This window comes from Allobosea sp. Root381, from assembly GCF_001429395.1.
Lineage (GTDB): Bacteria > Pseudomonadota > Alphaproteobacteria > Rhizobiales > Beijerinckiaceae > Allobosea.
Genome location: NZ_LMJT01000019.1, coordinates 40,700 through 61,561, shown reverse-complemented (window position 1 = coordinate 61,561; position 20,862 = coordinate 40,700). Strand labels below are relative to the sequence as shown.

The 20,862-nt window shown below is 65.9% G+C and carries 15 protein-coding genes and 1 pseudogene; 5 read left to right on the top strand and 11 right to left on the bottom strand.

Annotation, left to right across the window (positions count from 1 at the left end; all coding sequences use genetic code 11):
• The coding region (locus tag ASE63_RS27770; protein WP_162261789.1) for a hypothetical protein at nucleotides 1-226 on the top strand (226 nt) is incomplete at its 5' end.
• A 131-nt stretch (nucleotides 227-357) separates the two neighbouring features.
• On the opposite strand, the gene ASE63_RS16200 is transcribed toward ASE63_RS27770, so the two are convergent.
• From ASE63_RS16200 to ASE63_RS16190, 3 genes are all read right to left on the bottom strand, one after another.
• The gene (locus ASE63_RS16200) at nucleotides 358-978 is read right to left on the bottom strand and encodes an SCO family protein (RefSeq protein ID WP_056803239.1); all 621 of its coding nucleotides are present in this window, start codon (nucleotides 976-978) and stop codon (nucleotides 358-360) included.
• Between the two features lie 205 nt (nucleotides 979-1,183).
• Nucleotides 1,184-2,242: a murein L,D-transpeptidase family protein gene (locus ASE63_RS16195; RefSeq protein ID WP_056803237.1), complete on the bottom strand. Its 1,059-nt coding sequence runs from the start codon at nucleotides 2,240-2,242 to the stop codon at nucleotides 1,184-1,186.
• A gap of 89 nt (nucleotides 2,243-2,331) precedes the next feature.
• Entirely contained in the window at nucleotides 2,332-4,653 is a 2,322-nt protein-coding gene (locus ASE63_RS16190; protein ID WP_056803233.1) for a heavy metal translocating P-type ATPase, read from the bottom strand.
• A 130-nt stretch (nucleotides 4,654-4,783) separates the two neighbouring features.
• Here ASE63_RS16190 and ASE63_RS16185 point away from each other — a divergent pair, with 130 nt between their 5' ends.
• A complete protein-coding gene (locus ASE63_RS16185; RefSeq protein WP_156410414.1) occupies nucleotides 4,784-5,200 on the top strand; it encodes a helix-turn-helix domain-containing protein in 417 nt (138 codons plus the stop codon).
• A gap of 109 nt (nucleotides 5,201-5,309) precedes the next feature.
• Here ASE63_RS16185 and ASE63_RS16180 read toward each other — a convergent pair whose 3' ends face one another.
• The 6 genes from ASE63_RS16180 to ASE63_RS16155 all read right to left on the bottom strand — a co-directional run bounded on the left by ASE63_RS16180 (nucleotide 5,310) and on the right by ASE63_RS16155 (nucleotide 11,745).
• Nucleotides 5,310-6,227 carry a formylglycine-generating enzyme family protein gene (locus tag ASE63_RS16180; protein WP_082610015.1) on the bottom strand — a complete coding sequence of 306 codons (918 nt, stop codon included), beginning with the start codon at nucleotides 6,225-6,227 and terminating at the stop codon, nucleotides 5,310-5,312.
• A 41-nt stretch (nucleotides 6,228-6,268) separates the two neighbouring features.
• Nucleotides 6,269-7,270, bottom strand: a complete 1,002-nt coding sequence (locus ASE63_RS16175; RefSeq protein ID WP_056803228.1) for an HAD family hydrolase — start codon at nucleotides 7,268-7,270, stop codon at nucleotides 6,269-6,271.
• A 12-nt stretch (nucleotides 7,271-7,282) separates the two neighbouring features.
• On the bottom strand, nucleotides 7,283-8,755 hold the full coding sequence (locus ASE63_RS16170) for a DUF1254 domain-containing protein (protein ID WP_156410412.1): 1,473 nt from the start codon (nucleotides 8,753-8,755) through the stop codon (nucleotides 7,283-7,285).
• Nucleotides 8,756-8,837: 82 nt separating this feature from the next.
• Nucleotides 8,838-10,463, bottom strand: a complete 1,626-nt coding sequence (locus ASE63_RS16165; protein ID WP_056803259.1) for an arylsulfatase — start codon at nucleotides 10,461-10,463, stop codon at nucleotides 8,838-8,840.
• Nucleotides 10,464-10,585: 122 nt separating this feature from the next.
• On the bottom strand, nucleotides 10,586-11,386 hold the full coding sequence (locus tag ASE63_RS16160) for a hypothetical protein (protein ID WP_056803224.1): 801 nt from the start codon (nucleotides 11,384-11,386) through the stop codon (nucleotides 10,586-10,588).
• Nucleotides 11,387-11,499: 113 nt separating this feature from the next.
• A complete protein-coding gene (locus ASE63_RS16155) occupies nucleotides 11,500-11,745 on the bottom strand; it encodes a hypothetical protein (protein WP_056803221.1) in 246 nt (81 codons plus the stop codon).
• A 294-nt stretch (nucleotides 11,746-12,039) separates the two neighbouring features.
• Here ASE63_RS16155 and ASE63_RS16150 point away from each other — a divergent pair, with 294 nt between their 5' ends.
• From ASE63_RS16150 to ASE63_RS28455, 3 genes and pseudogenes are all read left to right on the top strand, one after another.
• Complete coding sequence (locus ASE63_RS16150) at nucleotides 12,040-12,927, top strand: transporter (RefSeq protein ID WP_056803218.1); 888 nt, start codon at nucleotides 12,040-12,042, stop codon at nucleotides 12,925-12,927.
• A gap of 1,307 nt (nucleotides 12,928-14,234) precedes the next feature.
• On the top strand, nucleotides 14,235-18,422 hold the full coding sequence (locus ASE63_RS16140) for an autotransporter domain-containing protein (RefSeq protein WP_056803211.1): 4,188 nt from the start codon (nucleotides 14,235-14,237) through the stop codon (nucleotides 18,420-18,422).
• Nucleotides 18,423-18,486: 64 nt separating this feature from the next.
• Nucleotides 18,487-18,643: pseudogene (locus ASE63_RS28455) on the top strand (IS630 family transposase); the annotation flags it as partial.
• 14 nt (nucleotides 18,644-18,657) lie between these two features.
• Here ASE63_RS28455 and ASE63_RS16135 read toward each other — a convergent pair.
• Together ASE63_RS16135 and ASE63_RS16130 are read right to left on the bottom strand one after the other, a co-directional pair.
• Nucleotides 18,658-19,344: an ankyrin repeat domain-containing protein gene (locus tag ASE63_RS16135; protein ID WP_056803210.1), complete on the bottom strand. Its 687-nt coding sequence runs from the start codon at nucleotides 19,342-19,344 to the stop codon at nucleotides 18,658-18,660.
• A gap of 31 nt (nucleotides 19,345-19,375) precedes the next feature.
• Entirely contained in the window at nucleotides 19,376-20,773 is a 1,398-nt protein-coding gene (locus ASE63_RS16130) for an amidohydrolase family protein (protein WP_056803207.1), read from the bottom strand.
• Nucleotides 20,774-20,862: the final 89 nt, after the last annotated feature.

Sequence of the window (20,862 nt, the reverse complement as noted above, 5' to 3'; positions counted from 1 at the left end):
CGCGGCCGGCTTCGGCAAGGACACGGTCACCGACTTCAGGACGACGGGCTCGAGTTCGGACGTCCTCGAGTTCGACACGGACGTCTTCGCCGATTTCGATGCGGCGATGGACGCGGCCGCGCAGGTCGGCAACGACACGGTCTTCACGATCGACGCCGACACCGCGCTGACGCTGAAGGGTATCCAGCTCGCCAGCCTCGCCCAGGACGACTTCCGCTTCGTCTGAGCGGAAAACAGATCCAGACGACAACGAGGAAGGGCGCCGGAAACGGCGCCCTTTTTTCTGGAAGGAGCGGGAAGGGCGGGGAACAGCAGCGCGTCAGCAGGCCAACGCCGACCGCCGTCAGGTGCGTGTGCTCAGTCGAGCACCATGCGGATCTTGGCGAGGGCGGACTTATCGTCCTCGTGATAATCGATCATCGTCCGGAAGCTGCCGTCGGCCTTCATCAGATAGACAGAGGCCGAGTGGTCCATGGTGTAGCCGTCGTCTGTCGGGATCTTCTTCGCATAGGCCTTGTAGGCCTTGAGCGCGGTCTCGACCTGCTCCTGCGAACCCGTCAGGCCGACGACCTTGGGATCGAAGGATTGAAGGTAGAGCGCGAGCTGCTCCGGCGTATCGCGCTCGGGATCGACCGTGATCAGCAGGATCTGCAAGCGGTCCGCCTCGGCTCCGATCTGCCTGGTGAGGCTGGCCATCTGCGTCAGCGTGGTCGGGCAGACCTCGGGACAATGGGTGAACCCGAAGAACACCGCCATCGGCTTACCGCGGTAGTCGGCGTCGGTGACCGTCTTGCCGGAATGATCGACCAGCGTGAACGCGCCTCCGATGGGGAGCATGGTCTGTTGAGCCGTGCGAACGGCATCCGGCCGGCCGGGCCCGTCGACTTGCCACCACCCCATCACGATGGCGGCTCCCGCCAAGGCCATCAGGGCGACGCCCGTCCAGGCGCCGTAGCGAATCCATTTCAAGATCGGCATGGGTTGCCTCAAGGATCGGATTGCCTCACCGGTGCCGGCGTCTCGGCGTCGTGGACCTGGGACGCGATCGCGACAGTGGCTCTGGGTGAGCGATCGACCACGGCGAGGGCATAGCGAGGCCTGGACGGCCTAGCAATGCGACATTCCGCGACCGAGGCCAGCCCGACCAGCTCGAACAGCAGCTTGGCGTGGAACCTCCGTCCGCTCAGCGTTGGGCGAGCGACCCGGTCGTGTCCGCGCGCCCCAACCCGTCATCGCCTTCGAAGGGGTCTGCCAATGCGGCCTCTGGCCGGCTGATCGCGACCTTTCCGGCGACCATCGGCTGCATCCGCTCCGGGCCGAGATCTTTCAGCAGCGTGCGGAAGCTCTTGTGCATCCCGCCATCGAGATGCGCGTAGCTCATCGCAGGAGAGCCCGTGCCGACCAGCTCGGCGAAGCGTGCCGCGTCGCGATCCCGCTTCCGGTAGACGAGGGGCTCGATCGCGGGATCGATCGCGTACGGTGGACAGGCCGCCCCCGGCGTCATCGGGCCCGAGCCTTCCGCTGCGTTGAAGACATATCTCCTGTCGCAGGCGGCGAGCCTGGGAGGTTGCCTGGTCGCATCGAAATGGTCCGACCCCTCCTTCAGGTTTTGCCAGAAGGCGAAGTTCGGGTTGTTGCGATGCCGCGCCATGTTCTCCGGCGTCATCCGGAACGGAAGCGCCTGAACCTGGAAGCTGCGCTGGCCACCGGCGAAGGCCTCGCGAGCCAGTCCGTAGATCTCGGTGACGCCTTCGTCGGTCATGGCGAAGCAGCCGGCCGAGGTGCAGGCGCCGTGGACCATCAGCGCCGAGCCGGAATAGCCCTGCGACTGCTCCAGCGGGTTCGGGTAGCCGAGGTTGAACGACAGGTAGAATTGCGAGCGCGGATTCATCAGGTCGGCCGTCACGGTGTAGAAGCCCTCGGGCGCCTGCCGGTCGCCTTCGCGCCTCTTCGGGCCGAGCTGGCCCGACCAGCGGCACATCGGATAGGTCTTGAGCAGGGCGTATTGCCCGCTGCGGTCGCGCTTCCAGACCTCGAGTTCGCTCTCCTTCTTGAAGATGCGCACCAGGATCGGATCGCTCTGGCTCATGCCCTTCGCCGACATCTCGGAGACCAGCCGGGCCGGCAAGGGCTGCAGGTGACGGTCATCGCCCTCGCCGACCACGCAGCCGGAGAGAAGCGCGCCGGCAAGGACGGAAGCGAGCGCAAGGCGCGCCAAGGGGGAGCGGCGGAACGCAGTCATGCAGACGACTCTGGAGCTCGACGGCTAACGAAGTCTGAACAGGAGATCGAGCCGTCGCCGACCTCGCGCGGAATACCATGGCAATGGCGTCAGCCCGTCTTGCTCGCGTCGAAGCGCAGCAGCCGCAGCGCGTTGGCGGTGACGATGACGGTCGCCCCGGTATCGGCGAGGATCGCGACCCAGAGCCCCGTATATCCGAGCACGCTCGTTACCAGGAACACGGCCTTCAGCCCCAGCGCGATGGTGATGTTGACGCGGATATTGGCCATCGTCGCCCGCGCCAGCCGGATCATCGCCGGAACGTCGCGGACCCGGCTCTTCAGGATCGCGCCGTCGGCAGTCTCGAGCGCGACGTCTGTTCCGGAGCCCATCGCCACGCCCAGGCTGGCAGCGGCGAGCGCCGGCGCATCGTTGATGCCGTCGCCGACCATCATCACCGGGGCGGTCGCGGACAAGTTCTTGATCGCCGCGACCTTGTCGTCCGGCATCAGCTCGGCCTTCGCCTCCATGCCGAGCGAGCCGGCGATCGCCGTGCCGGTGCGAGCATTGTCGCCGGTGAGCATCAGCGAGCGGATGCCCATGGCCTTGAGTTCCGCGACTGCGGCTGCCGCATCGTCTCGCGGCTCGTCGCGCAGAGCGATCAGCCCGGTGAGCGTTCCGTCGGCGATCACTGCCGCGACAGTCTTTCCGGTGGTTTCGAGCCGCTCGACATGGGCCTTCGCAACGTCGTCGAACGTTGCCCGCGACAGCGCGTGACGCGGCGCGCCGACGAAGATCGCGACGCCGTCGAGCGAACCAGAGACTCCCTGGCCGGGGATGGCGCCGGCCTCGGCGGCCGGGCGGATCGGAATGACATGGGCCTTCGCCCGCTCGAGGATGGCGAGCGCGAGCGGATGGCTCGATCCCGTTTCCACCGCGGCCGCCAGCTCGATCACCCTGCGCTCGTCCTGCGCCAGGGCCACGACATCGGTGACGCGCGGGGTGCCTGCGGTCAGGGTTCCGGTCTTGTCGAAGGCGACGACGCCGGTCCTGGCGGCGGCCTCGATGACCACACCCCCCTTCAGCAGCAGCCCCTGGCGCGCGCCGGTGGAGAGAGAGGCCGCGATCGAAGCCGGCACCGAGATGACCAGCGCGCAGGGGCAGCCGATCAGCAGCAGCGCCAGCGCACGGTAGATCCAGGTGCCCCAATCGGCGCCGAGCGCAAGAGGCGGTACCAAGGCTACCAGCACCGCGAGCGCGACGATGATCGGCATGTAAATCCGCGAGAAGCGGTCGATGAAGCGCTCGGTCGGCGCGCGTGCCTCCTGCGCCTCCTCGACGAGGCGGATGATGCGGGCGATCGTGTTGTCTTCTGTGGCCCTGGTGACGCGTATGCGCAGCGCCGCCTCGCGGTTCACCGAGCCGGCGAAGACGGCTTCCCCGACGCCCTTGGTCTTCGGCACGGACTCTCCGGTTACCGGGCTCTCATCGATGCCCGAGGTGCCGGAGACGATCTCGCCATCGGCCGGGATGCGGTCGCCGGGTCGGACCAGGACGGTCTGGCCGATGACGAGCGCTGCGGCATCGATCTGCCGGGTCTCGCCGTTCTCTTCGACGAGCGCGGTCTTCGGTACGAGCTCGCCGAGCGCCCGGATCGAATTGCGCGCCCGGTCCGCAGCGACGCCCTCCAGCACCTCGCCGACGGCGAAGAGGAAGACGACCAGGGCCGCCTCCTCGGCCGCACCGATCAGCAGGGCCCCGGTCGCCGCGATCGTCATCAGCATTTCGATGGTGAAGGGCATCCCGGCTGCTGCGGCCGCGAAGGCCCGGCGCGCCACCGGCACCAGGCCGATCATGCAGGCGGCGAAGAACAGCCAGTAGGACCCGCCGTGCCAGACCAGGCTCGCCGTCCACGCCCCGGCCAGCAAAGCGCCGGTTAGCAGGACGAGACGCCCCTTGTTCGTTTGATACCAGGAGACGCCGGCCGGCGTGATCTCGTGGACATGGCCGGGCATGCCGTGGCCGACAGCATTTTCGTGGCCGTGATCGTGATGATGGTCGTGACCGGAGCAGCCGGGGCTATGAACATGCTGCTTCGCATGCTCATGGTTGTGCTTGTGCGCATGATCATGGTCATGCTCGTGGCCGCAGCGGGTAGCTTCGCTGTCCCGCACGGCCGCAGCCTCACCAGGCCTGGCGACCTGCGATAACGTGTAGCCGAGGCTCGCGACGCGCCTTTCGATCGCATCAGGCTTTGTCTGCGCCTCGTCTAGCCGCAGCTTCAGCGTTTCGGACATCAGCGCCACGCTGACATCGGAGACGCCGGGCAGCTTCTCGACAGCCCCGCGGACCTTGGCCGCGCAACTCGCGCAATCCATGCCGCCGATGGTCCAGCTGAGCGCGGATTCCTTGCGGTCGGTCGTTGCTGCCATCGTTGTCTCCTGCTTGACGACACATCGAGACAACCCATGTACGACCTCTAGCCACTTCAGGTTCAAGCGAAAAATGAAGGCCGCCATGAAACCGGATGCGATGAAACCGGATGCGATGAAACCGGATGTCGTGATGCCGATCGGCGCCCTCGCCGAGCGGACGGGGGTGAAAGTCGTGACCATTCGCTATTACGAGCAGGTCGACCTGCTGCCGCTCCCCGAGCGCTCGGATGGCAATCAGCGGCGCTACGGCCGTGCGCATCTGGAGCGCCTTGCCTTCATCAAGCATGCGCGCGACCTCGGCTTCCCGGTGGATGGGATCCGCACGCTGCTGCACCTCTCCGACACGCCCGGCATGGCCTGCGACAAGGCGCATGCGATCGCCGTCGCCCATCTCGCCGATGTCCGCCACAAGATCGCCCGGCTGCGGTCCCTGGAGAGCGAGCTGCAGCGTATCGCGGCGACATGCTCGGGCGGAGTGCAGGCCTGCGACTGCGCCATCATCGAAGCGCTGGCCGATCACAGCTGCTGCAGTTCGGATCATTAGAACATCGGACCGACGCGCTCCTGGCCGATGATGTCCTGGTTGATGTGGGCCTCGAGGTCTTTGACCGCGACGAGCGCTGTCGAGCCGGACTGATCATTTCCGGCGTCCGTCATGGCGCGTTTCTCACCACGCAGCGAAACCCGACATGGCTGGCCGAGGTGTCGATCGGCTCGGCATGGCGAGCGGCCGGGCGATACCGGCGGCAATAGCTCGGCGCGCAGAGATGCGATCCCCCCTTCAGAACCTTCCGGGGAATGCGGATCGCCGGCTGACGCGGATCGTAGCTGTCGGCCTCCGGCCCTCCACGCGGGTTCTGCGGCACGCAGCAGGCCTTCGGCGCGTCCGCCTGATGTCGCGTCGACCAGAAGTCCGCGGTCCATTCCCAGACGTTTCCGATCATGTCGTAGAGGCCGTAGCCATTGGCTGGGTAGCTGCCGACTGGGGAGGTCCGCGCCCACCCGTCCTCCTTGCTGTTCTCGTTGGGGAAGTTGCCCTGCCAGGTGTTGGCCATGTGCCGCCCCCCTGGCGTCAGCTCATCGCCCCAGGCGAATTCGCATCCGTCGCGACCGCCCCAGGCGGCGAACTCCCATTCGGCTTCGGTCGGCAGTTCCTTGCCGGCCCAGGCGGCATAGGCCTCGGCGTCGCGGTAGGCGACATGGACCACGGGATGATCGTCGAGCGCCTTGATCGTCGAGCCCGAGCCGTAGGGCTTGCGCCTGGTCGCCCCGAACTTGAAGGTCCACCATTGCGACCAGTCGCGGATGTCGACCGGATGCGTTGGCGGGTCGAACATCAGCGAGCCCGCCCGAAGCATGTGGGGCAGGGCGCCGGGATAGTCCTTCGGATCGGGTGCGATCTCGGCCAGCGTGACGTGGCCGGTCGCCTCGACGAAAGCCCGGAATTGACGGTTGGTGACGGGCGTCGCGTCGATCCGGATAGCGTCGACCGTGACGCGATGGCAAGGCGCCTCCTCGGCGTAATGCCGATCGGACCCCATCATGAAGGTCCCGCCCGGGATCGATATCATGTCGTCCGTGAAGGCGGGCCTCGCCTGCGCGACGGCGATGTTCACTTCGCCTCCGGGAAGACGGTCTTCCAGTCGTCCTTCATGTCAACCACGGTCCAGCCTTTCGCATTGGCCTCGTCCAGAGCCTTGTCGAGCTTGCCGATCCGCGAGGTCCGGTCGTAGGCCCATTCCCGTTCGGCATCGGTGTGGTGGATGATCAGCGCAAGCCTCGGCCCATCTCCCCCGGCGGTGTACTGCAGCATCTGGAGGTCGCCGTCGGAGTTGCCGAACGCGAGGATCGGACGACGGCCGATGAAGCGGTTGATGCCGACGGGCTTGCCCGGCCCGTCATCGACGAACTCTACCTTGGCCTCCTTGAAGAGTTCTGGCTTGCCGCTGCCGTCGAGGCGAAACGTCACCACGCCGGAGGAGCCGACGATCTGCTCGGGTGGGATGCCGTAGGCCTTCTCGGCGAAGACCCGCATGAACTCGACACCACCGCCGGAGACGATGAAGGTCTTGAAACCGTTTGCCCGAAGGTGCTGGAGCAGCTCGATCTGGGGCTGGTAGATCAACTCGTCATAGCGGCGCTGCTTCGTCGGGTGCCGGGCCGAGGACAGCCAGTTGGCAACCGAGAGCGCGAAGGCATCGGTGGTCGTGCCGGAATGGGTCCGCGCCAGCACCTGGCCGAGACCCTTGTGATTATCCGCCGTCAGCGCCTTGATGTCTCCGGCCAGCACGGAGCGAAACGGCTCCTTGCCTTTCAGGGCAGGGTTTTGTCCGGCGAGCCGCTTGATCTCGTCGATGGCGAACTGGAACTGGAAATAGATCGGCTGCTCGGCCCACAACGTCCCGTCATTGTCGAAGGTGGCGATCCGCCTTTCCGGGGGCACGAAGTCCTGGCCGCGCTCGCGCGTCACCCTGGAAACGAAGTCGAGAATCGTCTGCTTGGCCTTTCCCTCGTTCCAGGACGGAAGCGGGTCGACCTGCTGGGCGAAAGCCAAAGCGCTCCATCCGCAAAGGCCGACGGCAAGGTAGAGGACGGTGCGGCGATGCAGAGGCATCGGTCGTCTCCATCAGTTCGACTTCAGCACTGCCGGCGGGGTCCAGCCTCCCTGCGTGACCTCGGCTTTCGGCCAGTAGGCGCGGACGTAAAGGGAGAAGTCGCCCTTTGGGGCTGGGAGCCAGTTTGCGCGCTGGTTGGCATCGTTCGGCGCCTCCGCCTGAACGTAGAATGTCACGGACCCGTCGGCATTGAGCTTCAGGTCCTTGTTCTTTGTCCCAACCGAAAAGCGGTTGATCGGGTTCGCCACGAAGAAGTGGTGTTCGTTGTAGATCGACAGCGACCAGAAGCCGTTGACCGGCGGGGTGCCGCCCTTCGGAAACGTCACGGTGTAGCGGTTAGCGGCGTTGAGTCGCCCGCCTGCGCTGTCGAGATCCTGGTAGAAGTACTTGGTCTCGTTGGGCGAGTTGACGAGGATGTTCGACTTCGCCACCGCCGTCCGAGTGAAATAGTCGGTGCCGAAGGCGGATTCGTTCGAGATCGTCGACCAGTTGTGCGGGAGCTGCTGGCCGTAGTTGCGGAACTGGAAGAGCGGCGTCACCAGCTTCTCGTCCGACTCGATGGCGCCCTCGGTCATCGCCTGCTTCAGCTTGGGATCGGCCTTCGCCGCGGCGAGCACGGCCAGCACCTGCGCATAGCGCGCCTCCTCTCCCGGAAGCGGCGGCGCGTCGGCGAGGACCGCGGGCAGTTCGTCGACGAACTTTTCCGGGAAAACCCAGCGCGTCTCCGCCTCGCTCGGCGGCGGGGGCGGCGCCTTGGGCAGGTTCGCCCAGTCCATCGTCTTGGTCGTGCCGTCGAAATCGGCGAGCGGATACATGACGATGCCGCGAAGGGCCGGCTGGATCGCTCGCTTGTCTTCGGCTGTGTCGTCCTGGAAGACGCGCGGCGCGATCATGCCGGTGCTCGTCGGCGACCGGAAGACCCTGGTGATGCCGCGCGGTACCTCGCCGGTCCAGTTCGGGCCCACCAGCAGATAGAAGCCCGGCGTCGTGCCGTACATCTTCCCGAGCTGGACGAAGCTGTCGGTGCGGAGATCGACGGCTTGGTAGACCCAGAAGCGGTCGCCGAAATCCGGCACCTGGATTACGACCGGGGAGATGTCGAGCGCGAGCGAGCCGATGCCGTAGACGACATCCTGGTTCGGACAGGCGACGGAGCGCTCCTCCGGCTCGACATAGTCGGTCAGCATGGCGAGCCGGTTCAGCGGAGCCTGCATCAGCGGCCCTGTCCGCGCCGTTTCCTTCACCTGTGCGAAATGCAGGCGGCGGTTGTAGATGTTGACCATCGGCCAGGACCAGAAATACGCGTCCCGGCCGACGAGGCGCGCATACTCCTCGGTGATCTTCACGCGCGCATCTGGTCCGGGCGGCATGGCCCGGTTCCAGCCAGGCGAGGCCTGCACGGCCGGCCCTTGCGCGAATGCGGGGATGCCGAGGAGGCAGCCCGCCACGATGCCTGCCAACATGCCCGCGCGATCAGGCTTCATCGCATTCCTCCCCGTCAGCGTGTCGCTCAGTTCGAACGAGGCCCTGCGGGCGCCTTAGCCGGCGGTCCGCAGGGCGGAATGGTCATTTCGAGGCCTTGGAGGCGGTGTTCTCGAGGTTCTTCATCAGAGCATCGACCATCTGGTCGACGCTGAAGCTCGCCGGCCGCTGGCTCGGCGGGAAGTCCTTGAAGGTCTGGAGGAAGGGCGCCACGCGATAGACGCCGTACTGGATCAGGTAGGCGTTCTTGGCGAGCCAGTCGTAATACTGGTCGGAAACGACGTCGGCGCGCTCCATCGGGTCCATGCGCAGGTTGAAGACCTTCGGCGCGCGCAGGCAGGTGAAGGGGTTGGACCAGACGGTGAAGCCGCCGGGAGCCCGCTGCTCGCAGAAGACGATCTTCCAGTCGTTGTAGCGATAGGAGACCAACTCGCCGTCATCGTTGAAGTAATAGAACTCGTTGCGCGCCGACTTGGGCTGCTGGCCGGTGAGGTAGGGGAGCTGGTTGTAGCCGTCGAGATGGACCTTGGCCTGGGTGTTGCCCAGCGACGTACCCTTGGCGAGCTTCTCTTTGATCTCGCCATCGCCGGCGGCGGCGACCAGCGTCGGGAACCAGTCGAGTCCGGAGATCATCTCGTTGGAGACCTCGCCGGCCTTCACCCGGCCGGGCCAGCGGATCATTGCCGGTACACGGAAGGCACCCTCCCAGTTCGTGTCCTTCTCGGACCGGAACTGCGTGGTCGCGGCATCGGGCCAGGACCATTGGTTGGGGCCGTTATCGGTGGTGTAGATGACGATGGTGTTGTTCGCGATGCCGAGATCATCGATCGCCTTGAGCAGCTTGCCGACGTCGCCGTCATGCTCGAGCATGCCATCGGCATAGTCGTTGCCCGGCATGCCGCTGGCGCCCTTCATCGACTCCCGTACATGGGTGAAGGCGTGCATGCGCGTCGTGTTCATCCAGGTGAAGAACGGCTTCTGCGCCTTGACCTGCCGCTGGATGAAGTCGACCGCCGCGGCGGTGGTCTCGTCGTCGATCGTCTCCATCCGCTTGCGGGTCAGCGGTCCCGTGTCCTCGATCTTGCCGTCGGCCGAGGATTTGAGGACGCCACGCGGCGAATTGGCCTTCACGAAGGCGGTGTCGTTCTTCGGATAGTAGGGGCGCTCAGGCTCCTCCTCGGCGTTCAGATGGTAGAGATTGCCGAAGAACTCGTCGAAGCCGTGGCGTGTCGGCAGGAACTCGTCGCGATCGCCGAGATGGTTCTTGCCGAACTGGCCCGTCGCGTAGCCGAGCGGCTTCAGTGCGGCTGCGATGGTGACGTCGCGATCCTGCAACCCGACCGTGGCACCGGGGATGCCAACCTTGCAGAGGCCTGTCCGCAGGCAGACCTGTCCCGTGATGAAGGTCGATCGCCCGGCCGTGCATGAATTCTCCGCGTAATAGTCGGTGAACATCATGCCTTCCTTGGCGATCCGATCGATGTTCGGCGTCCGGTAGCCGACGAGGCCGTGGGAGTAAGCGCTGATGTTGGATTGACCGACATCGTCGCCGAAGATCACCAGGATGTTCGGGCGCTGCTGATTTTGTCCCTGCGCCTGGGAGGGCGGCGCTGCCGTTGGCGCGGGGGGCGGAGCTTGGGAGACGGCCGGCGCCGCCCAACTCATCAGGGCGGTCAAGGCCGCCGCCGCTAGCAATCGCTGTCGTGGCATCGAGCACTCCTTCGCGTGGAGCGCCGCTTCCGGCGAGACATTCACCCGAGCGCGCTCGCGCAGGCTTGCATGGGGGTCGCCGGTGATTAAGGCCGTAACTGTTACCGCCGATCCGGTATCGATCAGGAGCTCGACCGCTGACGAGCCACGTCGCATGCGGCAATTCCCGCTGTCTCGTCGATCAGACGGATGCAGGGTTCGGATCGCGCTTCGAGATCGCGGTAATCGCAGAGGAGGACAGCCCCACTTTCGGCATTCCAGAGCCTCCACGAGTATCGGCGCTTCGGACCGAAGGAATGGACAGCGATATCGAGGCACAGCGTGGCGCTGATGCGATCCCCCAGCATGCGCGCGGCGGCCGCGTCAGTATCGGGTGGCGACCAGAATACCTTGAAGGCGGCCTTGCCGAGGCATTTCATGACCGCATTGGTGAACAGGTCCCGGCGCATTGCCGTCTCCGGGTCGACCGGACCCGACCGCTCGCGCACCACGATGCTTTCCTGTGGCGTTGGCACTGGAACCGGCGTGCGCGGCTTGACGGGTTGTTCCTCCCTTGCCACCGTTCCGGGAACGATGAAGGCCGGGACATAGGTTCCAGGGGACATCGAAATCCGGATCGCATCGTTTCGTCCGCCGGAGTCGTAATAGTTGGCCAATGCCGACCGGAGCCTGTTGGCCTCGATCCTGACGATGGGATCCACGGCCGGGTCGAAGCTCTGGTCACGTCCGAAGACGTCGACTCCGATCGTGTAGGCCTTGATCCGGTCGGCGTGGCCATCGACCGTCTCGCGAACCACGAATTCGAGGAAACGCCTGTTCCGCTCGGAGAGGCGCAGGGCCGGATTTCCTACGAGGTCCTTGAGCGCGCTCAGTACCGCGACAGAGGACGGTCCTGGTTCATGCGTCGATACATTGCCGCCCATGCCTCGCTCCTGAGCCGGACAAAATGCAGACGGTGGAGAACAAGAGGCGCGATCATGGCGCAACCCGGATGGGGAGGCAATAGATGCGAGATGGCTGTCGAATTGTTCGGATTTTAGGAAATCAGCCTGAGAATGTCCTTTTCGGTCTCGGCTGCCAGAGAGCGATACTCATCGCTTCGCTCGTTTGCGACGGCATCGTGCGATTTGGCCCAGTAGGCGACAGCCTCGCAGGCGGTTTCGTAAGCTTCGCAGAGTTCCGATACCGACGGATCACAGAGGAAGCGCTCCTTGAGAGCCGCGCGACGGTCGGGCCATCGGAGCATCAGGCGTGCCAGCCCGCGCTTTCTGGTTGCGTCCATTGGCTCCTCGCCTGCGCAACATGGATTATTGCCGCAAGCGGGCATTTTGCGGCCGCGGCGGCCCCTTTCACAGCCGGTAACCGTTACCGCGCGGACCAAAGAATGGGGAACAAACAAGCTTGACGATGGTCGACGGACACGTGAGCCTCGCTCCCTGAAATGCGGGGCGACTCGATGCGGCTATTTCGGACTGGCCTACTCGCTGGGGCTGCGACGGTTGCGATCCTCGCACTGTCTCCGGCGCAAGCCACGGAAGGCGGCGCCAGCCTGTTCCTTCCGGGGTTTCACGGCCCAATGGCAGGCGTCGTCCCGCCGCCCGGCTTCTATTTCGAGACCGATCTCTACGCCTATTCCGGGCGGCAGTCCGCCGGTAAGCAAACCCAGTTCGGCGGCGCCGTCGTCGCGAATGTGAAGGTGGAAGCCAGGGCCGCTTTCCTGACCCCGACCTGGGTAACGCCGCTGCAGATCTTCGGCGGCAATCTCGGCTTCGCCATCTCGCTGCCTTTCGGCATTCCGCGCGTCAGCGCTGGTGCGCTGATCTCAGCTCCTCGGTTCGGGCGAAGCTTCGGCATCGGCCTGCGCGATGCCGATTTTCTGTTCGGCGATCCCATCGTGTCGAGCTTCGTCGGCTGGCATCACGGCAACTTCCACTGGCAGGTTGCTGCCTCCGTCAACATTCCCTCGGGGACTTATCAAGTCGGCGAGCTGTCGAACCTGTCGTTCAATCGCTGGATCGGCGACTTCTCGATCGCGGCAACCTGGTTCGATCCCAATCTCGGTCTCGACATATCCGGCGCTGTTGGCCTGGAGATCAACGGCACAAACGACGACACGGACTACAAGAGCGGCAATGCGATCCATGGCGATCTGGCCATCACCAAGACACTCTCGAAGGAGTGGTCGATCGGTTTCCTGGCCTCGCACTACCAACAGGTCAGCGGCGACGGCGGAGCGGGAGCATCGCTCGGACCCTACAAGGGTCGCACCACGGCGCTGGGAGGCCATATCAGCTACTCGTTCGAGCTGGCGGGAACTCCCATCACGGCGCGGCTGAAGGTGCTGCGGGAGGTCGACGTCAAGAACCGCCCGGAGGGAACGATCGGCTTGTTTTCGATCGCTTTTCCGATTGGGGGGAAGCCTAGCCCGACGCCGTCGCCGGAGGCCCGGATCGTCAAGCACTGATCCCGTAGAGCCGTGAATGGCAACCGCGGCAGGGGAGCGGGCCTGTCGCGCGTTACGTTCTGCCGCGGCGCACTGATCGAGGTCTGGACGACGTAGGAGAACTTCTTTCCGTCCTTCTCGCGGATGCCGTCGGCGAGCTCGAAGTGCTTGGGCTCGGTGATGAAGCTGGCGGTTGCGGTGCCGGCGCGGCCGTGGATGTCGCGCTGGATCGAGTCGCGGCGGACCAGCAGGTTGATCGCTTCCCGCAACTTCGGCTCAGAGAGGGTGGGATACTCCGTCTCCTGCTGGAGTTCGGCATCCACCTCCGTCCAGGGATCGGTCGCGTTGAGAATGATGAATTCGATGTTGCCGCTCGGAGCGAAGAGCGTTGCGGCTGCCGGATTCCAGGTGCTGCCGATCAAACGTCGCACGCGGCGGCTTCGATGAGCCGGCGCTGCGGGCGTCTCTCGCGTCGGGGCATCGCGCCGGAGCCGGTCTCGACTGCCTTACAGGACGAGCCGCTTCCGCCTGAACCGCCCTTCTGGGCGCTGCCTGCCGGCATGCAGGTGTTACGCCGAAGCCACTTCCGTTTCCAAACTTAAGGGTAGCGAACGCATGTTCATTGCCCAGGACTAGGGGTTGGACCAACATTACCATTGGTAAATCGATATCTGCGAGGCCGATTCCCTTATGGTCGTCCGGCGATAGCGGAAGGCCGCGTCCAAAATCCATCTGCGCTGTGTGGGTGAGACGACGGGCCGGGGAGGGGCGGCGCAATGACTTCGCAAGCGCAGATCTTATGCACGCCGGCTCGCGTCTCGCCGGGCGGTGGATCTGAGCGGCAGTCTGTGGCCATGCGACCGCGCCCGATCCGGCTGTCCGGCTGCCGCTCTCTCCTGCTGGCTGGTACTGCGCTCGGCCTGCTGCTGTCGGCTCCGGCCCTGTCGCAGGACGCGGCCTGGCGCGCGAGCCCGGGTTCCGGCGACCTCTCGCTCGGCACCAACTGGAGCTCGGACTCGGTTCCGACCGGTCTGGCCACTTTCGGCTCCAGCTCAATCACGACAGTGTCGAATTCCGGCAATCTGTCGCTGAGCGGGATTGCGTTCAATACTTCCGCGTCTGCTTACACTATTTTCGTCAACGGTATGCTCACGATCGATGGTGTAGGCATCGTCAATAATTCGCCATCTATTCAGGTTATTGCCGGAAATGGCGTAATGGAGATGCTATCCGGAACTGTTTCGAGTAATGTCTATTTTGATCAATATGACGAGATGAGGTTCAGGGGCTCATCGTCGGCAGGGCAGGCGACGATCAGCAATCAAGCAATGTTGCTGTTCTACGACAATGCCACGGCGGGCGGTGCGAGGGTCATCAGCAACTGGGAAGTTGCCTTTTCCGGCAACGCCACTGCGGGCGACGCGACGATCGAGAATTCCGGGCTCGTGAGATTCTCCGCAAATTCCACCGCAGGCAACGCGGCTCTCAATAACATAGGCTCGGGAATCATCAGCCTCGAAGGTTCCACCGGTCCCGGCGGACTTAATCACATCAGCGCCGGCTCGATCGCGGGCGGGGGCAGGCTGTGGCTCGGGGCCAACGAGTTCACCGTCGGCGGCAACAACATCTCGACGACCTTCAGCGGGATCATCGAGGATCATCTCATTCCGGGCGGCTCGCTGGTCAAGATCGGGACAGGTACACTGACGCTGTCGGGTGCCAACACCTATACGGGCGGCACGACAATCGCCGGCGGCGCGATCTCGATCGGCGCCGACAACAATCTCGGCAATCCCGCGGCCGGGCTCACCTTCGACGGCGGCACGCTGATCACGACGGCCTCCTTCACCTCGAGCCACGGCGTCACGCTGAACGCTGGCGGCGGCACCATCGATACCGGCGCCAACACGCTCGAGCTGAGCGGCGACATCACCGGCGCGGGCGGCCTGACCAAGATCGGCCTGGGCACGCTGAGGCTGAGCGGCGTCTTCAATGACTATACCGGCCCGACCAACATCCTCGCCGGAGAGCTTTCGGCCGACGACGGGGCGTTGAGCATCGACAGCGATGTCACGGTCGCGTCTGGCGCCAGGCTGACCGTCGCTGGCACCAACGCGATCGGCTCGCTGTCGGGGGCCGGCATCGTCGACATCGCGGTGGATGAGGGCCTCTATACCGGCTTCAACGGCGTCTCGGCGACCTTCTCCGGCACGTTCAGCGGAGGTGGTTCGCTCTCGATCGAGGGCGGCACGCAGATCCTTACCGGCAGCGGCAGCGCCATCGGCATGCTCGAGATTTGCGGCTGCAGCAACACCAGCCTCATCTTGCGCGGCGGGGACCTCAGCGTCGCCGACGTCATCCAGGTCAGCGGCGGCGTATTCCGGGTCGAGCAGGGCGCGAAGCTGACGGCGCTGCCGACGAGCCCGTTCATCATGGTCGATGCCGAATTCAGCGTCGATGGATCCGCTTCGCGGGTGGAGGTCGGCAATATGCTGGTCTTCTCCTCCGCAACCACGACGCTGACCGTTTCCGGCGGCGGGACGCTGGTCAGCGGCGGCGCCAGTCTGGACGCAACCGATATCTTTGGCCCTGCGAGCCTCGACGTTACCATCACCGGCGCAAGTTCGAGCTGGACGATCAACAGCGGCGGCGGGGTTTCGGTCGGCCTTGACGGCGCCTTCGGCGGCCCCTTCAGCGCGCCTCAGCCCGTGACGGTAAGCGTCGCCGATGGCGGCAAGCTCGTCGCGGACCAGATCGCGATCGCCGGCAACGGCACCCTGAAGCTCGGCCTCGGCGGGCTGCCGGGCACTATCGCTGCTCCCTTCATCACCAATGAAGGCCGCATCGTCGCCGATTTCGTGGGCGAGGCGACGCTCGACGCTGCCATCGACGGCAGCGGTACGCTGACCAAGCAAGGCTCCGGCACGCTCGTGCTGAGCGGCGCCAACAGCTATACCGGCACCACCTTCCTGAATGGCGGCGCGCTCAGCATCGCTTCGGATGCCAATCTCGGCGATCCCGGCAGCACGCTCGTGTTCAATGGCGGCACACTGCAGGTCACTGGTACCGGCCTGACCGCGCTCGCCCGCCCCATCGTCTTCGACACGGCCGGCGGCGGCTTCGACATCGCGGATGCGGCCAACATCTTCACCATCGCGCAGTCGCTCGGTGGCCCGGGCAGCCTGACCAAGTCCGGCGCCGGTGCGCTCGTGCTGACGGCCAGCAACACCTATGGCGGGGGAACCGTCGTGAAGGGTGGCGCTCTCAGCGTCGCCCGCGACGGCAATCTCGGCGACCCAGCCGGTACGCTCGCGCTCGACGGCGGCGTGCTGCGGATCACGGGGACGGGGTTCAGCCAGACGAGCCGGGTGATCACGCTCGGCGCTGGCGGCGGCGGCTTCGACATCGCGGATGCCGCCAACACCTTCACGCTCGGCCAGTCACTGTCCGGGACGGGAGGACTTTCGAAGGCCGGCGCCGGCACGCTCGTCCTGACCGGGGCGAACAGCTATTCCGGCGGCACGACGATCAATGGCGGCACGCTGGTCGGCAACAGCGCGAGTCTCCAGGGCCAGATCCTCAACAATGCCGCGCTGGTGTTCAAGCAGAGCGTGGCAGGGACCTTCGCTGGCACCATCTCGGGCACCGGCTCGTTCGCCAAGCTCGGCACGGGCATGCTCACGCTCACCGGCGCGAACACCTACTCAGGCGGCACCACCATTTCCGGTGGTACGCTGGTCGGCGACAGCACCAGCCTCCAGGGCCCGATCTTAAACAACGCCGCGCTGGTCTTTGACCAGGCCGCAGGCGGTTCGTTTGCGGGCGCCATCTCCGGTACCGGTACGCTCGCCAAGCAGGGCGCGGGCACCCTGATCCTGACCGGCACCAGCACGCTGAGCGGGCCGACCACGGTCACGGCCGGGCAGCTCACGGTGAACGGCTCGCTCGCCGGTTCCGTGGTGACGTTGAACGGCGGCACGCTCGGTGGCAGCGGCACGCTCGGCGGCATCGTCGTGAATGGCGGCACGGTCGCGCCGGGCAATTCGATCGGCACGCTGAACATCGCCGGCAATGTCGGGTTCGGTGCCGGCGCCACCTATCAGGTTGAGCTCGATGCGACCGGCGCCAGCGACAGCATCGTGGCGACCGGCACGGCAACGCTGAATGGCGGCCAGGTTCAGGTCCTGGCGGCCAACGGAGCCTATGCGCAGTCGACCCGCTACAGCATCCTGACCGCGCAGGGCGGCGTCAGCGGTCAGTTCGCCGGCGCAACCTCCGACCTCGCCTTCCTGACGCCGTCGTTGAGCTATGGCGGCAACGAGGTCGTGCTGACGATGGCGCGCAACCAGGTGGCGTTCCCGGCCGTCGCGATCACGCGCAACCAGGCCGGCGCCTCACATGCGGCCGAGGCGCTGGGAACCGGCAATGCCATCTATGACCGCCTGCTCGGCACCACGGCCGAACAGGCGCGCGCCGGCTTCGACGCGCTCTCCGGCGAGGCGCATGCGCAGGCCGTCTCGATTGCGGTCGAGGACAGCCATCTCATTCGCGAATCGATCCTGAACCGGCTGCGCGCGCCATTCGGTCCGGCAGCGGCAGGCGGCAGCGTCGAGGGCTCGTTCACGGCCGACCTTCCGGGGCGCAAGTCGTCCACCGCCATGCCGGCGCCGGTCTTCGACCCGAGCCGCTTCGCGATCTGGGGCGAGGCGATCGGCGCGAAGGGCTCGACCGACCGCGACGGCAACGCGGGCTCGCTGCATCGCAGCGGCGGCGGCATGCTGCTCGGTATGGAGATGAAGTCGGATACGCTCAGTGCCGCGCAATGGCGCCTCGGCGTTGCGGGCGGCTACACGCAGAGGGATTTCGACATCGACGCACGCGCCGCCAGGGGCGAGCTCTCGAGCGTCCATGGCGCGATCTATGGCGGCACCCGCTTCGGTGCCGTCTCGTTCCGGGCCGGCGCGGCCTATGCCTGGAGCGAGACCGACATGCGGCGACAGGTCTCGCTGCCCGGTTTCACCGACAATCTGCGGCTCGACGGCCGCAGCGCCACCGCCCAGGCCTTCGCCGAGATCGGCTACGGGCTGACGCTCGGCCCGGTCGCGTTCGAACCCTTCGCGCAGATCGCGGCGGTCAGCATCCGCACCGACCGGGCGGCAGAGCAGGGCGGCGCTGCCGCGCTGGTTGTGCTCGGGCGCGACCAGCGCCTCGGCTTCACCACGCTCGGCCTGCGCGCCGAGGCGCAGCTCGGCGCCCTGCCGCTGATCGCGCGCGGCATGCTCGGCTGGCGCCATGCCTTCGGCGACACCACACCGGCGGCCGATCTCACCTTCGTCACGGGCGTGACGCCGTTCCGCAGCTATGCCGCGCCGCTTGCGCGCGACACTCTGCTTGCCGAGGCGGGGCTGGCCTGGAAGGCGTCCCGCTCGACCACGCTCGGCTTGAGCTATGGCGCGGCGCTGAGCGACAACGCGCGGGATCATGCCTTGAAGGGGCGGATCGATATCATGTTCTGATCATCCGGCGCTGCAGCCGCCGTACCTCGGATCATGCAGAGGAGGGCACGGCATCCCCTGTCCCGCATCGCTGCGAGGCTGGTGAAGGCGCAGCGAAAGGCTCAACGCCAAGGCTCCCCCACGGCCATTCGAAGACGATGACCTTCCTCGCCGCCCTCTGCCACGACCGCATCACCGCACCCTGGGTGCTCGGCGGACCGATCGGAGAGCTCTTCCGCCTCACCTCGGACGACTTTCATTTCTTGTCCAGGATGCGAACCATGGCGTCGTAGCCTCGCTGGCGTGCCATCTCGATCGGTATCACGCCACTGCGGTCTCCGAGGTCGCGCCGGGCGCCGGCAGCGACGAGATGGCTCACGGTGCGCTGATGCCGCGCTCCACCGTCGCCGAGGACGACGGCCTCGATGAGCGCGGTCCAGGCGAGGTTGTTGACGTGATCGAGCGGGGCTCCGGCGTCGATCAGGACCTTGACGATCTCGTCATGGCCGAGATGGGCGGCAGCGATCAGGGCAGTGCCGTCATAGGGACTGGTGATCGCCTTCGGATCCCCGCCGATCGCCAGCGCCACACGCATCGTCCCGACGTCGTCGGCGACCGCCGCGATCGTAACCGTGTCGTAGCGCTGAGCGTCGAGAGCACGTGGATCGGCCCCCAGCCTGACCAGCGTCCGCATGGCCTCGGGCTGCCGGGCATGGGCCGCGATGTGAAGCGCAGTTCGGTCGTGGCCATCGCGCGCATCGATCCCGGCACCTGCCGCCGCCAGTCTCTCGATCGCAGCGACGTCACCGGTCCAGGCGGCCGCCTGCAGGCCGCGATAGCCCGCGATCTCGTCGGCCGATGGCGGTGTCTGCGCCGAGGCCGGTAGTGATGCAAAGGCCGCGACCAGAGCCAGAGCGATGATGCGGGCGAATGCGCGTTTCATCGGATACTCTCCTGCAGCTCGCGTGACTGCGTCAGGCGGTCCCGACGCTGCCGAACACCATGCGGCCGCGATGGAAGGTTGCGCTGCGCTCCGGCAGCCTTGCCACGGCCTCGGCGGAGCAGCTGGCCGGAACCAGCGTGAAGTCGGCGCCGTCCCCGGCCTTGGGCCATGCGCGTTTGCCGCCGTCGTCGAGCGGGAGAACGCCGCCGGTCGCGATCGCCAGGGCACGGGACAGGCGGAACTCGTCGCTGCCGCGGTAGAGTTGAGCGTAGAGATTGGCTTTTTCGAGCATGTCGGCACGGCCGAAGGGCGACCAGTGATCGTAGACGCTGTCGGTGCCCGTCATCACGAACACGCCCTTCTCGCTCAGCTGCGGCAGCGGCATCGTCATCGCGCCGAGCGGCACCGACGAGGCGATCGTCATGCCCTGTGCCGCCATGCGCGAAGCCGTCTCGGCCAGAGCGCCGGGTGCCAGCGTCGCGAGAGCGAAGGCGTGGCTGATCGTCACCTTGCCACGCAGGGCCGGGTTCTTCTCGACCGTTTCGATCATGCGGCCGATCGCTGCGACGCCGGCCGGGCTCGCCTCGTGAAGGTGAATATCGACGCCTTTGCCGGTGTCGAGCGCGATCTGGAACATCGCGTCGAGCGACTTCTCCATAGCACCGTCGACATTGGTTGGATCGAGCCCGCCGACATAGGCAACGCCCATGCTCATAGCCTCCCGCATCAGCCCATCGACCTTCGAGTGCAGGAGACCATGTTGTGGGAAGGCAACGATCTCGCAGCTGAAGTCGTCGCGATGATTCTCCAGCGCGCGCTGCAGATGTTCAAGGCTCTTAAGCCCGCTGACCGGATCGATGTTGCAGTGACTGCGGGCGACCGTGGTACCCTTGGAGTGCAGCAGGGCGATCAGTGCCTCGGCGCGCTGCTGCGAGGTCGGCAGCAATTGCGGCAGCAGCCTCTCTTCGCGCGCGATCATGTCGAGGATCGTCTTGCCCTGCCGCGGGAGCGGCGCCTGCCACGGGCCGCCGTAGAAGGTCTTGTCGAGGTGAATGTGCATGTCGCGCATCGCCGGCAGGGCGAGCTGGCCATTGGCCCGGTAGGTGGGCACTCCGGCTGGCAAGACGGCGTCTGCGGCATGAAGCGCGACGAATTTGCCAGCCTTGATCTCCAGCGAATGCAGGGCCGTGCGGGTGGCCGTCACGACGTCGCCGTCATAGGCGAAGCCTTCCTCGAGCCGGACATTCGTCAGCAGATAGTGCTGGTCCGTCAGGCTGCGCGTCTCCGCTTCGGCCGCGGCAGGCTTGCCGGGGGCGGGCGAGGCCTTGGTTCCGCCACTGCCTGTCAGACCTGCCACGGCGCAGGCGGTGACGATGCCACCCGTCCGGCCGAGAAACGCACGCCTGTTCTGATGGTGTCCCGTTTCCATGCTTCGCCACCTCCCTATGGTTGTTGCCCCTGAAATACGGGGCAAGGCAGCGCTTTGGCAGCGATAATTGGCAATGCTGGCGATTGAGA